Source organism: Desulfatitalea alkaliphila (genome assembly GCF_022968795.1).
Taxonomy (GTDB): Bacteria; Desulfobacterota; Desulfobacteria; order Desulfobacterales; family Desulfosarcinaceae; genus Desulfatitalea; species Desulfatitalea alkaliphila.
On the sequence record NZ_JALJRB010000001.1, the window covers coordinates 17,334 to 31,301 of the forward strand.

The following is a 13,968-nucleotide window of genomic DNA, read 5'->3' on the forward strand; positions in this document are numbered from 1 at the left end:
GATATTTCCCGCAAGGGGCTCGAATCGCTTAAAATCCTTCCATCCGGCAAGCGAACCGGACGAACCCGCATGCTACATACTTGTCATATCAATCATCCATGGAAACGTTTTTGTATTCCGGCGGGCGGGAGATTTCTGCTTCAAGACAGGTGTGGCGCAGGCCGGCTGGCGCAAGAGGCAACGTCCGGTTCAGGGAATGGTAGGGAACCTTGGTTGGCTGCCTGTTTTCTCCATGATCTTCATACAGACACCCTCTTGTGACAGTCCGGCACACTCAATACGGATGTCTGCATACTTACGGTACAGCGGGACGCGTTCCTGGAACAACTCGGCAAAGCTCTGATCAGCCGGTTTTGCGAGGCCCCGCTTGCCGAAATCCGCCACCCTGGATTGCAGCGCAAGCATGTCCACATCCAGGAAGATGAGAATACCGCATGTTTTGAGATATGTCATGGATGCGTCACTGTAAATCGCACTGCCACCGGTGGCGATGACGTGGTTGTGGACGTCCAGCCCGAGGAGAATCTGCTCTTCGATTTTCCGCAGGGCAGCATATCCGTCTTGGTCAACGATGTCCTGCAATGTGCGCCGGTGCGAGGTCTGGATCAGCACGTCCGTATCCACGAAGTCCCGGGATGTCATCTTCGCAAGGATCACCCCCACCGTGCTCTTTCCGGAGCCGGGCATTCCGATCAATACAATGTTTGAAGGTGTCGCTGTCATCCTACGAAAAAGCCAACCTCCGGGATAATCATGCCGATCCTTGGATTCATGGAGACGCCTCGGTTGCATAACGGCGCGTTTCAGCGGGCGCATGGTTCTTGCGATCCACTGCAAACACGATTCAATTGGATTGTCAACGCAAGGATGGGTCAACGCCCCTGATTTATGCCCATGTGCGCATTCTTGGCGGCATTGGGATGCAGCATCCCGCGGTGGCGCGCGGGTGGCGTCAGGCCGATGGGGCGAGGCGTTTAAGAGGCGGATGCCTATGGTTCCCAACGGCCGCAAAGCCATGGACAGGGCGGCGATCCGATGCTAATTTCAACACGACGGATTTGTTTCGATGCCCTGTGGGCATCGGCCGGTTCGACCCCCAACAAGACAGGAGGCCGCATGCGCTCCACGCTGCAAAAAACCGGGTTGTTCCTCGGACCCATCCTCTTTTTGATCGTTTTGGCCATGGATCTCGACCCGGAACGGGCGGTGGTAACGCGCATGGCGGCGGTGGCGGTGCTCATGGCCACCTGGTGGGTCACCGACGCGGTGCCCATGTCGGCCACCGCCTTGCTGCCCATGGTGTTGTACCCCCTTTTGGGCATTCTCAAGGGCAGCGAGCTGGCCCCGGTCTACATCAACTCCACCATCTTTCTCTTTCTGGGCGGTTTCATGATCGCCGTGGCGATGGAGAACTGGCTTCTGCACAGACGCATCGCGCTGAAGATCATCCGCATCATCGGCGGGGGACCGGCGCGCCTGGTGCTGGGTTTCATGATCGCCGCGGGATTTCTGTCCATGTGGATTTCCAATACCGCCACGGCCATCATGATGCTGCCCATCGGCATGGCCATCGTCTCCAAGCTGGAGGCGGATTTCGGCCGGGAGCGGGTGCATCCCTTCACCGTGGCGCTGATGCTCGGCATCGCCTATGCCTGCTCCACCGGCGGCATCGCCACCCTGGTGGGGACGCCGCCCAACCTGGCGCTGCAGCGGATTTATGAACTGACTTTCCCCGAGGCCGCGCCCATCGCCTTCGGCCAGTGGTTCGTCATGGCCCTGCCGCTGTCGCTGGTCATGGGCGCCATCGTGTGGTTGCTGCTGACGCGGGTTTTCTTCTCTTTTCCGAAGGACCTGCGGGTGGACCGGGATGTGGTCGAAATGGAATACCGCCAACTGGGCCGCATGAGCTATGAAGAGAAAATCGTCGGCGCCGTCTTCGCCGCGACGGCGCTGCTGTGGATTTTCCGCACACCGCTCAACCTCGGTTTCGTGGGGATACCGGGATGGTCCCAATTGCTGCCCTACCCCGGCATGATCGACGACGGCACCGTGGCGGTCGCCATGGCCTTGATCCTGTTCATCATCCCCAGCCGGGACAAGAAAAGCAAACGATCGGCCATTTTGGGACTCAACACGGTGCAGCGGCTGCCCTGGAACATCGTTCTGCTGTTCGGCGGCGGTTTCGCCCTGGCCGAAGGGTTTCAAGTCACGGGCCTGGCGGATTACCTGGGCGCCAAGATGTTCGTGCTGCAGGGGATCCATCCGATTCTGCTCATCGCCGTCATCTGCGTGGGCCTGACCTTTCTGACGGAACTGACCTCCAACACGGCCACGACCCAAATGATTCTGCCCATTGTCGCCTCGGTCGCCGTGGCGATGCAGATTCACCCGCTGCTGTTGATGGTGCCGGCCACCATCGCCGCATCCTGCGCCTTCATGCTGCCCATCGCCACGCCGCCCAACGCCATCGTCTTCGGCAGCGGCCGCATCCAGATTCATGAAATGGCACGTGTGGGCATCTTCATCAACCTGATCGGGGTACCGATCATCACCTTTTTCTTCTATTTCATCGGCCGGCTGGTCTTCGACATCGACCTCGGCGCAATGCCCCAGTGGGCGATCGACGCGGCGGCCGGCAGGTAAGGGCTCGCGAAACAATAAATTTGCATTTTAGGCGCCCGGTTCGGCGCATGCATCCGCATGGGCGGCGACCACCTGCCGGGCAGCGACCCGCACTTCCTCGCGATCATCCTCGGTCAAATCGGCCACCGCGGCCGCGGCGCGGGGTCCCAGGGAGGCGAGCGCGTCGGCGGCCTGGTTGCGGATGCGCCAATCGTTGTCCGCCAACAGGGCCGAGAGGGCCGGAATGGCCGCTTCTCCCTGCGCCTCGGCCAGGCGTGCGACGAGCAACCGCCGCACCCGGGGGTCGCTTTCCCGGTGCAGCAGGGCCGCCGGATCCGGCACCGCTGCACCGGCCCGCAAGGCCGCGGCGGCAATGGCTTTGTCGGGATGCTCAACGAACGGGGCAGCGGCGTGACGGAACAGGTAGCGTGCCGCGCCGAATTTTTCGATGGCTTGCAATGCGGCCAGCTGCAGCGCCGCGTCGCAGCTCTGCAACGCCTCCAGACAAAGTTCCACCGCACGGGCGTCTCCGGCACGCGCACCCCAGGCGAGCAACCACTGTTTTTGTCCACGGCCCAGGGTTGTCCACCGTTCGCGTAAGCGGTGATAGGCGTGCGGCCCGAGCGATTCCAGCAAAATTAGGGTTGTGCGCGCCGTGGTCGTCTCCTGCAGGGCGTCCAGCCAAGCCGCCTCGGTGGTGTCGTCCAGGGGCGGCGTGGGAAAGGGCACATCGCAGTGCACGGCGATGCGCACGGCATCGGCGGGGGCGTGTCCTGTCTCGCGGGCCAGGATGTTGGCGGCGCAGCGGGACTGGGGGGGATGCGGGTGCCGCCGGAGAAAACCCAGGAAGAAAGACCGCATCCGGTCACCCGGCTCGCAGGCCAACCGCCGCGCGCAGATCCACGCCTCCCGGTCGTCGCGGGTGGCGCGGAAATGGTTTTGAAAGGCGGGCGCAACCCGTTCGTCCCTGAAAACCGAAAGGGTGCCCAGCAGCGCCTGGCGCAGGTCGCGGTGCCGTTGCGTGTGGACCTGTTGAAACAATTCCGACAACAGGTCGGTGCCGTTGTGCGGCCCGTAGGCGAGCGCTTTTTGCGGAAGACGGGAAATGGTGGCGAGTACCGACAGACGCACTTCCAGCCGTGGGTCGCGCAGATGGCGGAACAGGTCGGCGGCGCCGGCGATTTGAATTTTGGCGGGTCGGCCGCCGTCACGGGCGGTATCAGAGGAATTCGACATCGATCCACCCCCTGTCGGACGGCAGTGTTTCACAGGCGCAGGCGGCCGCGGTCACCAACTGGCCGATGTCGTTCTTGAGTGTGTGGTGCACCGTGCCGCCATGGAAGGGTTCCTTGTCGAAAAGGGCCATGACCCCGATATCCCCGGACACACCGGCGTGGAAAAGCTCCACCAGCTGCACCTCCACATAGAGCCCTACGGTGAAATCGACGGCGCAGTTGTGGGCCATTTCAAAAGCCAACTCCTGCGGCGTATCCGGAACAGTGCCCTGGCCGGCCGCCTTATGCCCGATCCATTGATTGCCTTGGACATCGGTGCGCTCGAACCGGACGCCATCGACGGCGACAGTGGCGATCTCCAGCAGCACGGGCACATCCACGCCGATGGTGGGACCGAAACCGATGCTGCTCAAGGTGACATCCAGTGCTTCGTGGATGGCGATCACCGCCGCGCTGGCGATATCGATGTAGGGGATCTCGACGGTGGCCGCCGCCGCCACGACGATGATGGCCCATAGATTGATGGGAAGGGAAAAGATGCAGTCGAGCTGCAAAACCCCGTTGCGCGCGGCGTATTTATCGCTGGACTCCCCGATCATGGCCAGGGGGGTCCCGGCCAGATCGGTGGCCTGCTCCGCGCACACCGCGGGGATCAGATCCTCGATGTTCAACACCGCACCGATCAAATCCACGGCCGCCTTGAAGGCGTCCACGCTGGCGCTCAATTCGATGCTGGGCCCGGTGCGCCACCCCCAGTGGGGCACGTAGTGGTGGGTGTAGACCTTGTAAAATTCGCATCCCAGGGTGATCTCCACCGACATGCCGGCGCCCAGGAAGATGCCCGCCATGGCTTCGTCGTCCTCGATGGTCAGGGTCAGCGTCTGCTGCTCCGCATCCAGTCCGCCTTCGGCGCTGAGGGAGAGCGCGTAGCCCGGACCGCACAAGCCCGCGTGCACGCCGACGGCAAAGGCGGCGGTGGCCCGCACCGCGTGAAATTTGCTGAATTTGTGATCGCCGTGCAATTGCCTGGAGGCGCCGGTCTGAAAGCCGGCCGGAATATCCGGTATGGGCGGAATGAGGGCCACGCCCTTGCACAAGGTCAACTCGTTGAGCGACAGGGGGGTGCCGATGAGGGTCTTTTCTATCGATATCGCCATGGTGTGCTCCATCCAGCTTGGGTCCGGGCGCAACCGCAGCGCCGACACCCGTTCCGTTCTGTCAATTCCGCGCAGGTTACAGCGGTATCCCCAGCATGATGGACAGGGAGCCGTCATCGAATTCACCGACAAAGACCAGCCGCCCCTGGCTGTCCACCTGCTCGCGCGCGTAACCGAAAGCGATGGTGGTCAGGGCCGGCCCGCCGCTACCGAGCAACCGGGTGCCGGTTTTGAGCAACGAAGCGGTGCGATAGCCGTTGGAAACCAGCAACTCCTCCGTGTCAGCGTTGCGGGCCAGAAAATAGACCAGGCCGTCGGGGCCCGTCACCGGCCCGCCGATCCCCTCGATGCGCATGCCGGTGGGGGTGAAATGACCGGTGCCGGCCAGGGTGTCGCCCCCCGAGGTCAGGTGCACGATGTCGTCGGTGATCATGGCCACCAGGGCCACCTTGCCGTCGTTGCCGATGCGCGGGCCGTAATGCAGCGATTCGGCCACGGTGATCGCGGAGCGCCGGGTGGCGGTGGACAGGACGGCCTCGGCGGAGGCGGCCACCGGTGTCGCCCCGTATCCGCCGTTGTCGGCCACCGAGCCGGTCAGCACCACCGTGCCGTTTTCCAGCGCGCCGTCTGTAGCGTCGTCCATGGGCATGGTGTGCACCTGGGCCACATAGGCGCCGAAATCATTGGCCTGCACCAGGCCGATTTTGCCGATGCGCCGGTCGGTGCCCGGAATGGCGGCGCCGGCGGTCAGCAGATTGGTGCCGTCGCCGTCGATGACGCCGAAGGGAAGATGAAAAAGGCTTTCGCCGGTGGCCGCGCCCTGCACTTCGCACCAATGGGCGGCCACCAGCAGGTCATCGCCGTAGGTCAGGTCGAAATTGCCCAGGGCGGCGCCGAAAATGAAAAGGGGATCCGGCGTGGGGGTCCTGAATCCCAGCAAACGCTGCAAGCCGTCGTCGCTGCGCCCGTCGCGACGGCTGCGCTCCAGGTAGAGGCTGTAGGACTGTTCGTCGTCATTGAGTAACCGCACGGCCACGGAACCCCGGGCATTGAGATCGGCCAGTTGCACCTGCAGCACCGTGCGACCATCGGTGGTGGTGTCGCCGGCACGCACGATTTTGTGAAGCCCCTCGATCCGGGGTTCCGCCCCGCCGTAATCCATGCAAAGCTCGTAAAGACCCATGGTCAGGCCGCTGCCGCTGCGGCCCAGTGTGTCCCCGGCATGAAAGATGATCTGATGGCCGTCGTGGATTTTGACCGACGGGGGCAAGAAGACGGCCTCTCCGGCTTGGGCCAGCCCATCGCCCGTGGAGAACAGCTTGTAAAATCGATAACCGTTGGGCAGGGTGGGCTGGTGGCCGTCGCCGGAACCGCTGCCGCAGGCGGACAGCATCACCGCGCCCAGCGCGCCGCCCATTGCTTTGAGAAATCCTCGCCGAGTGCTGTGCATAACCGTGGCTCCATTGTGTTGCGCAGTGGACTGTCAATGGCTTTGAACCGGAATGAACGGGAAAGGCAAACCCGGCAGAGGAGGGCATCCCCGGTCAAATACCGACAAGGGCCTTGTTAAAGACGGTAATGATATCGGTCGCCCAGCGCGCCACTTTAATGAAAAGTGCCCTTCCACTTTTCCCCTTGCATTCTTGAAGCCCGCAATCACTGAAAATTTTCTGTCATAAAATTAAAGTTATTTTCTTTACGGACCGATTACCAATTGAACACAATTCATAAAAAAGGGGTGCGCACATGAAGCGGTTGAGCCTGAAGGGCAAAATGATCATTGGATCGTTGACTTTGGTGATACTGGTCATGCTCATCTCGACCACCGTGGTGACCGTTGTGATCAACGGCCAATACAAAGTGGCGGCCGATCGGGATATCGACAAGGCGATCCGCATCGCGCGGGACGACCTGTTGACCACCCGGGAAAAGATGGCTGACGATACCCGGCAAATGGCCACCGTCAACACCATGGGCGCCAAGGTCAAGTTCATATCCAATTACAAAGGCCGAGCGCTCAACGACACCAGCGAAAATCTTTTGCGGGAGATCACCACCGACATCCTGCAAATCGCCAATGTCGGCAATTTGTGGCAGGCGGCGATATATGATCGGGAAGGGGATTTGGTGGCCTTCGCCCTGCGCCGGGACGCGCAGCGCCACCTGTTCGCCTATACGGTCGACCGCAATGCCGGCACTTACCGGCATGCCGTGGCGGAAATCGGCGCAACCGCCGACCGGCCGGCCTGGGAAGAGACGGACGCATTCACGGATCTGCCCGTGGCACTACAGTTGGAAGGCGCGGTGCCCGACAGGGAAACGGTGCGTTTTGCCCAGATGGGCCGGGATGTTTGCCTGGTGGCCTATGTGCCCGTTCTGGCCGATGACATCAACCGGCAGACGGGGGATATCGAACAAAACCAGTACGGCGTCGCCGTCGCGGTCAGACGCCTGGACGGGGCCTTCGCGGAGCGCATCGCCAACCTGACCGGCCTGCGGGTCAATATTTTCAACCGCACGGGGCTCAGTGCCGGCACCATGGCCGACTACAAGGCCCACACGGACGGCGGCATGCCCGAACCACCGGCGGTGGATCGCCTGGAAGACCAAGCGGTTCAACGGGCCGAGGTGGCCTTGACGGACGACACCTATTTCCAGGGCAGCCTTCCGCTTTACGCCGGCGGCGACCGGGTCGGTGTGCTGGCGGTGCTCGAATCCCGGGGGGTGGTGCGCGACAATCTGCGGCAAATGATACAATTGCTGCTGCTGGTCTCCCTGGGCTGCATTCTTTTCATCCTCCCCGTCACCGCTTGGCTGGCCAACGCTTTGATCAAGCCGATCCGCCACGTATCGGCGCGCTTGCAGGACATCGCCGAGGGGGAGGGGGATCTGACCTCGCGCCTGGAAATCCAAAACCAGGATGAGGTGGGGGACCTGGCCCGCTGGTTCAATGCCTTCATCGAAAAACTGCAGGAGATGATCCGGTCGGTGGCGGGCAATGCACGGACCATCAGCCACTCTTCCGATGATTTTACCGGTCTCGCAGGTCGGATGTCCGCCGGCGCCAATGACATGGCGGCCAATATCAACGGTGTCAGTGCTTCGGCCGAACAAATGAGCGCCAGCCTCGCCTCGGTGGCCGGCGCCATGGAACAGACCGCCGCCAATGTCAGCGCCATGGCCGCATCGGTGGAGGAGATGACCAACACCATCAATGAAATCGCCAAGAATTCCGAAACCGCGCGCCACATCACGGAGGATGCCGTCGCCAAGGCCAACCGCAGTTCTGCGCGGGTGGGCGAGCTGGGCACGGCGGCCCGCGAAATCTCCAAGGTGACCGAGACCATCACCGGCATTTCGGAACAGACCAATCTGCTGGCCCTGAACGCCACCATCGAAGCCGCCCGGGCCGGCGATGCGGGCAAGGGGTTTGCCGTGGTGGCCAACGAGATCAAGGAACTGGCCAAACAGACGGCCGCGGCCACCCTGGACATCAAGGGCAAGATCGAAAGCATTCAGGGTGTCAGCAGCGATGCGGTCACCGATATCGGCGCCATTCTAACCATTATCGGCAATGTGAACGATGTGGTCGGGACCATCGCCACGGCCGTCGAGGAGCAGTCCGTCACGGCCAAGGAGATCGCGCAGAATGTGTCTCGAGCGGCCGAGGGCATCCAGGAGGTCAATGCCAGCATGGCCGACGGCAGCAACCTTGCCCAAGCCATCGCCACGGACATTGCCGCGGTCAACAAAGCCACGGAGGACGTCTCGACCCAGAGCGACCAGGTCAATGCCCGGGCCGGAGAAATGAGCGCGCTGGCCGATGCATTGAAGGGCATGGTGAGCCGTTTCAAGGTGTGAGGCCGTCCCGGCGGCCACTGCGGGCCGGCACGGGTGAGAGGGGGACGTTCAGCGCAACGAACGCTCCCCATTCTTTTGGCGGCTATCTACAAAGCCGCGGTTGGGGCTTGCCCCATTGGAAATCGAAATCGTGATCGAAATCGATGCCGCTTGAGCCCGCCTCCAATCTTACTTGGGCATTGCGCATCATTGTCACGAACCAACAGTGTGCACACAACAGGAGGCAAAGTCACCGCTTCAGGGGCCAAGAACGGCCCTCTGCAAGTTCAGCCCGAATTTGGTTGCTCAAAAGCCTGCATCTCCACCCGCAGCTTTTCGAATTGATCCTTCATGTTCGCCACTTGGGCCGCGGCGCTGTCGGGGCTGCCGCTATTGATCGCTTTTTCCACGTCATCGGCCGCTAGTTGCAAGGGCTTGGCCCCCACGTTGGCCGCCGCGCCCTTGATGGTGTGGGCCAGCCGTTGGGCCCCGGCAGTGTCGGCCTTATCCAGGCTGGATTGCAAGGCCGTCATCCGGAGGGGGATATCGTTCAAAAAACCCTCGATCACCTTCCGGGCCAAGGCTGCATCACCCATCAGACGGTGCAGCAGGGCCTGCTCATCGAACCGGCGCTCGGCCTTCGGCGCTGGTGGCCGCTGCACGGCGCTTGTCTGAATCGGGCCGGATGGGTTGGACCGCCCACGGGCCGGCAACCATTGGTTCAGAATACCGGCCAACACCCTGGGATTGAAAGGCTTTGCCAGGTAATCGTTCATGCCCGCCGCCAGGCATTTTTCCCGATCCCCCTGCATGGCATGCGCGGTCATGGCGACGATGGGCACGTCATGGCGCCGCACCGCTGATCGGGGGTCCCTTATCCGGCGCGTGGCGGTCAAGCCGTCCATCACCGGCATCTGGACATCCATCAACACTACATCGTAGGCGCTGGTTTCCAGGGCCTTGACCGCCGCGGCCCCGTCGGCCACGACATCGGCCTCCAGCCCCAGGTTCGCCAGTATGCCCAAGGCCACTTGCTGATTGGTGGCGTTGTCCTCGGCCAGGAGCAGGCGCGCACCGCTGCCGGCAAAACGCTGACGCAGTTCCCTGTCGTCGTGACGGGGCGCCGTGGGGCTTGGGACATCGACGCCGTCCGCTTGGTCCGACGCCAATACCCGGGCCAACACCGCCTTCAGATCGTGGTGGCGCACCGGTTTGTCCAAACAGGCGGCGAAACCGGCGCGGGTCAAGCGGCCGGTGTCACCCCGTGCGCCCATGGAGGTGAGCAGCACCATGGGTAGATCGTCCCAGCGGCGATCCGAGCGGATGGCAAGGCCCAATGCCTCACCGTCCATATCGGGCATCTGCATGTCCACCAGGGCGAGGGCGAACGGGGTACCGTCAGCCTGCGCTTGCGCCAGCAGGGACAGGGCGGTGGGGCCGTCCACCGCTTCGCCGGGCCGCATGCCCCAGGCGGTGAGACGCCGGCTCAGGACCTCGCGGTTGGTGGCGTTGTCATCCACGATCAACACCCGCACCCCCTGCAGGTCCGCCGGCGGGGGTTGCGTTGAACGATCGGCCTCACTCTGCTTGGCCAAGCGGAGGGTGAACCGGAAAGTGGCCCCTTCGCCTTCGCGGCTCTCCAGCCCGATCCGGCCTTCCATCAGTTCCACCAGCTCCTTGGCGATGGCCAGGCCGAGCCCGGTACCGCCGTAGCGACGGGTGGTGGAGGCATCCAGCTGGCTGAACTTTTGAAAGAGCAAGTCCTGTTTCGCCTCCGGGATGCCGATGCCGGTGTCGCGAACGGCAAAGTGGAGCAAGGCGCTGTGCCGGTCCTGGTTTGTTGCCGTCACCTGCACCGCCACTTCGCCGGCGGGGGTGAACTTGATGGCATTGCCGGCCAAGTTGGTGAGCACCTGGCGCAGGCGCCCGGGATCGCCCACCAGGCGTGTGGGAACGGCGGGATCGGCGGCGCAAACGAACTCCAGCCCCTTGTCGTGGGCCCGCAGGGCCAGGCCCTCGGCAAAATCGTCCAGCAAAGCCGCCAGATCGAAGGGGATATGCTCCAGCTCCAATTTTCCTGCTTCGATCTTGGAAAAATCGAGGATGTCGTTGATCAGGGTCAGCAACGACTCGCTGCTGGCGTGCACGATTTCGGCATAGCGACGCTGCTCAGCGCTCAAATCGGTATCCAGCAGCAAACCGGTCATGCCGATCACCCCGTTCATGGGGGTCCGGATCTCGTGACTCATGTTGGCCAAAAACCGGCTCTTGGCCACATTGGCCGTCTCGGCCTTGCGGGCCAGCGCCTCGGCCCGGGCGGTGGTTTCGGCCAAGTGGCGGTTCATCTCCTGCAGCTGCAACTCGGCCGCCTTGCGTTCGGTGATGTCCCGATGGGTACCGATCATGCGCAAGGGGCGGCCGTCGGCACCATGGGCGATGCTCACCCCCCGGACCCAAATCCAGCGCCATGCGCCCGATGCGGCACGCAGACGGTATTCGAACTCGTAATATTTGTGTTGCCCCGCCATATAGTGCGCCAGGGCCTTCTCGATCACGGGCAGGCTCTCGGGGTGGATGTTGGCGCGCCACCATTCGTAGCCATAGTCCCGCTCGCCGGGCCGATACCCCAGCAGACGCACCCAGTTGTCGTTGAACCAGAGCCGTTTGTCCGCCACATCCCAATCCCACAAGCCTTCGTCGGTGCCTTCAAGCATCAGCTTCAACCGCTCCTCGCGCTCCCGCAGGGCGGCGTGGGCCTTTTGCTTGTCCAGGGCGTGGGCGATGGTTTCACCCACGAAACGCAGCAGGCGTTCCGCCTCGGTGTCCCAATCGCGGTCACAGCGCGCCATCTGAAAGCCGATGCCGCCGACAATGCCGCCTCCGGCATGGATCGGCACGATCAGCATGGACCGAATCGAACGGGCCTCGAAAAAGGCCCGATCCTGCGCTGCCGCCGCCGGCAGGTCCGCCACCTCGGCAATGCGGACCGTCTCGCCGGCCGACAGACGCCGCATCGACCACGGCAGCGTGTCGGCCGGCCGCAGATCGGACATTCGGTCCATGAGGGGAAAAGACCCCTCCGCACACCATTCATGGGTAATGTCCATGCCTCGACCATCGTCCTGGAAGCGCAAGAGGTGGACCCGGTCCACCGTGGAATGGGTACCGATGGCGGCCAAGGTCCGCTCGATGGCGGCATCGGTTGCGGACATTTCGATGCGGGCGAAGTCCGAGGAGACGCGACCGATCAGCCCCTCGAAGGCGGCCCGCCGCTGCAGTGCTTTCTCGGCCCTGTTGCGATCGGTCACATCGATGGCGTGTTCGATGATGCGCACCACCTCTCCCCGGCCATCGAAAATCGGATGGGCATAGACGGCGATATCGCGCAAGGCGCCGCTGATATCGTAATGGACATGCTGCACCAAGGCCGGCGCCTTGGTGGTCTTGACCCGCTCCAGGGGGCAGGGATGATCGTGGCCGCTGCAGGGCGTTTCCCGGTGGTGGGAAACCAGGTGGCAGCACTGCCCCGCGACGGCGACGCCGCCATAGGCCTGATTGGCCATTTCGATGGCAAAGGTCTCCGCGTTGATGACGGCAAAGGGGTGGCTCAGGGCATCGATGGCCGTGCGCAAGAAATCTTCACTCTCCTGGATGCGCTCATTTTGTCTGCGGGTGATGCGATTGAGGCGGGCGGCATGCAGTGCCGTTGCCGTCAGCAAAACGGTCAGCAATGCCACGCCGATCAGCCAGCCGTGATACTGCCGCCAGACGTCGACCAAGGTGAAGACCCCGTAGTCCGCATAAGGTCCGATGCGCAGGTCCCGCAAACAGTCGTGCACCTCCTGATAGCTGCGGGGTGTGGTCCAACCGGCGCATTGGGCGGCCCGGGCGGCGTCACTTTCCGCCGGCATGGTGATCAAGGCGGCGGCCACGGCCCGGGCCACGCCGTCGGGCGTGTGCTGCAACTTGGCGAAGGGCCATTCGGGGTAAAGGTCCGTGGAACGACGCAAGGGAAAATCGGCCGTCGGGGGACGGGCGGCGATGATGCGGAAATGCGCCAGGTCAATGGACCCCTCCCGAGCCATGCGCTCCAAAGTGTCGGTGCGCACGGCACCGGCATCCACCCGCCCGTCGCGGACCGCCGCCACCACGGCGTCGTGAGTGCCGCCGAAGGTCAGTGCGGCAAACTCTTCAGGCACTTTGAGCCCTTGCCGCTGCATTTCCAGCCAGGACACGTGCCAACCGCCGAAGGAGCCCGGATCCACCGCCATGAAGCGCACCCCCTTCAAATCGGCCACATCGCGGATCAGCGGATGATCGTGGCGGCAGAACAGCACCCCTCCGAAACGGGGGATGCCTTCGCCCCCGTCCCGGTCGTGACGGTTGCGCAGCGTGGCGATGGGACTGATCCGGTAGCGGATCTCCAGCTCGGCGAAATAGGCGGCGTTGGCGATCAGAAAATCGATCTGCGCCGCCTGCACCGCCGGCGCCACCTCATCAAAGGTCAGGGGCACGATCTCAAAACGGTGTCCGGCAATTTGGTTTTGCAGATAGTCCGCGGTGGGCCCCCACTGCGTGACGGTGCGTGCCATCCCCCGATGGGCCAGCACCCCGATGCGCAAGAGGTCGTCATCGCTTGCGATTGCGTCCCACGGCCGGCAAAGAAGGATCAAAAGAAGCAGTACCCGCGCCCAGCGCACCCGCCGGCGCAGGGGTGCCGGTGCGGGTGCTTGATCGGCCGCTATCCGATGCGGGTGAGCGGCTCCTGCCGTGCGGGGGGTATTTTTCATCCGAAATCCTCAAAGTCCAAGTGCAGAAAGACACTGTCCAGGAGATTATCGACCGTTTGTCAAAAATCTTCAGGGCCTGCAGTTACAATTCGCGCATCCCATCTCATCTATGTCGGGCAGCCAATTCCGATTCCGCCGCGCATCCACCTCGAAACAATGCTATGGCAAAAGGCGCCGCCGGAGCAAAGGAAGGGGACTGTGTAGGCCTGCTTTCATACCTTTAGGGCCACCTCCGTCAACTCAGGCACTCGTTGAGGGCTTCGAACAATATCATCTGGGTGCAGCGAAAATGGGCCGCACCCTGCTTGCCGGCAATCGGCCGCA

7 protein-coding genes are annotated in these 13,968 nt (G+C 63.0%); 2 read left to right on the forward strand and 5 right to left on the reverse strand.

The annotated features are described in order from the left end of the window. Nucleotides 1-189 precede the first annotated feature (189 nt). Nucleotides 190-816, reverse strand: coding sequence for a shikimate kinase (locus MRX98_RS00085; RefSeq protein ID WP_246901943.1), 627 nt, complete (start codon nucleotides 814-816; stop codon nucleotides 190-192). A gap of 300 nt (nucleotides 817-1,116) precedes the next feature. Here MRX98_RS00085 and MRX98_RS00090 point away from each other — a divergent pair, with 300 nt between their 5' ends. Next, entirely contained in the window at nucleotides 1,117-2,643 is a 1,527-nt protein-coding gene (locus MRX98_RS00090) for an SLC13 family permease (protein WP_246901945.1), read from the forward strand. A gap of 27 nt (nucleotides 2,644-2,670) precedes the next feature. Here the strand turns inward: MRX98_RS00090 and MRX98_RS00095 are convergent, their stop codons facing one another. The 3 genes from MRX98_RS00095 to MRX98_RS00105 all read right to left on the reverse strand — a co-directional run bounded on the left by MRX98_RS00095 (nucleotide 2,671) and on the right by MRX98_RS00105 (nucleotide 6,464). Further along, entirely contained in the window at nucleotides 2,671-3,858 is a 1,188-nt protein-coding gene (locus tag MRX98_RS00095) for a HEAT repeat domain-containing protein (RefSeq protein WP_246901947.1), read from the reverse strand. Next, nucleotides 3,842-5,014 carry a hypothetical protein gene (locus MRX98_RS00100; RefSeq protein ID WP_246901949.1) on the reverse strand — a complete coding sequence of 391 codons (1,173 nt, stop codon included), beginning with the start codon at nucleotides 5,012-5,014 and terminating at the stop codon, nucleotides 3,842-3,844. Before MRX98_RS00100 ends, MRX98_RS00095 begins: the two co-directional genes overlap by 17 nt. Before the next feature lie 76 nt (nucleotides 5,015-5,090). Next, nucleotides 5,091-6,464: a hypothetical protein gene (locus tag MRX98_RS00105; RefSeq protein ID WP_246901951.1), complete on the reverse strand. Its 1,374-nt coding sequence runs from the start codon at nucleotides 6,462-6,464 to the stop codon at nucleotides 5,091-5,093. 296 nt (nucleotides 6,465-6,760) lie between these two features. On the opposite strand from MRX98_RS00105, the gene MRX98_RS00110 reads away from it, so the two are divergent. Further along, nucleotides 6,761-8,875, forward strand: a complete 2,115-nt coding sequence (locus MRX98_RS00110) for a methyl-accepting chemotaxis protein (RefSeq protein ID WP_246901952.1) — start codon at nucleotides 6,761-6,763, stop codon at nucleotides 8,873-8,875. A gap of 266 nt (nucleotides 8,876-9,141) precedes the next feature. On the opposite strand, the gene MRX98_RS00115 is transcribed toward MRX98_RS00110, so the two are convergent. After that, complete coding sequence (locus tag MRX98_RS00115) at nucleotides 9,142-13,644, reverse strand: response regulator (protein ID WP_246901953.1); 4,503 nt, start codon at nucleotides 13,642-13,644, stop codon at nucleotides 9,142-9,144. Nucleotides 13,645-13,968 lie beyond the last annotated feature (324 nt).

Bases quoted from the DNA above. Each gene is read 5' to 3' on its own strand.
- MRX98_RS00085 (WP_246901943.1), bottom strand. From the start codon at position 816: ATGCGCCCGCTGAAACGCGCCGTTATGCAACCGAGGCGTCTCCATGAA.
- MRX98_RS00090 (WP_246901945.1), top strand. From the start codon at position 1,117: ATGCGCTCCACGCTGCAAAAAACCGGGTTGTTCCTCGGACCCATCCTC.
- MRX98_RS00095 (WP_246901947.1), bottom strand. From the start codon at position 3,858: ATGTCGAATTCCTCTGATACCGCCCGTGACGGCGGCCGACCCGCCAAA.
- MRX98_RS00100 (WP_246901949.1), bottom strand. From the start codon at position 5,014: ATGGCGATATCGATAGAAAAGACCCTCATCGGCACCCCCCTGTCGCTC.
- MRX98_RS00105 (WP_246901951.1), bottom strand. From the start codon at position 6,464: ATGCACAGCACTCGGCGAGGATTTCTCAAAGCAATGGGCGGCGCGCTG.
- MRX98_RS00110 (WP_246901952.1), top strand. From the start codon at position 6,761: ATGAAGCGGTTGAGCCTGAAGGGCAAAATGATCATTGGATCGTTGACT.
- MRX98_RS00115 (WP_246901953.1), bottom strand. From the start codon at position 13,644: ATGAAAAATACCCCCCGCACGGCAGGAGCCGCTCACCCGCATCGGATA.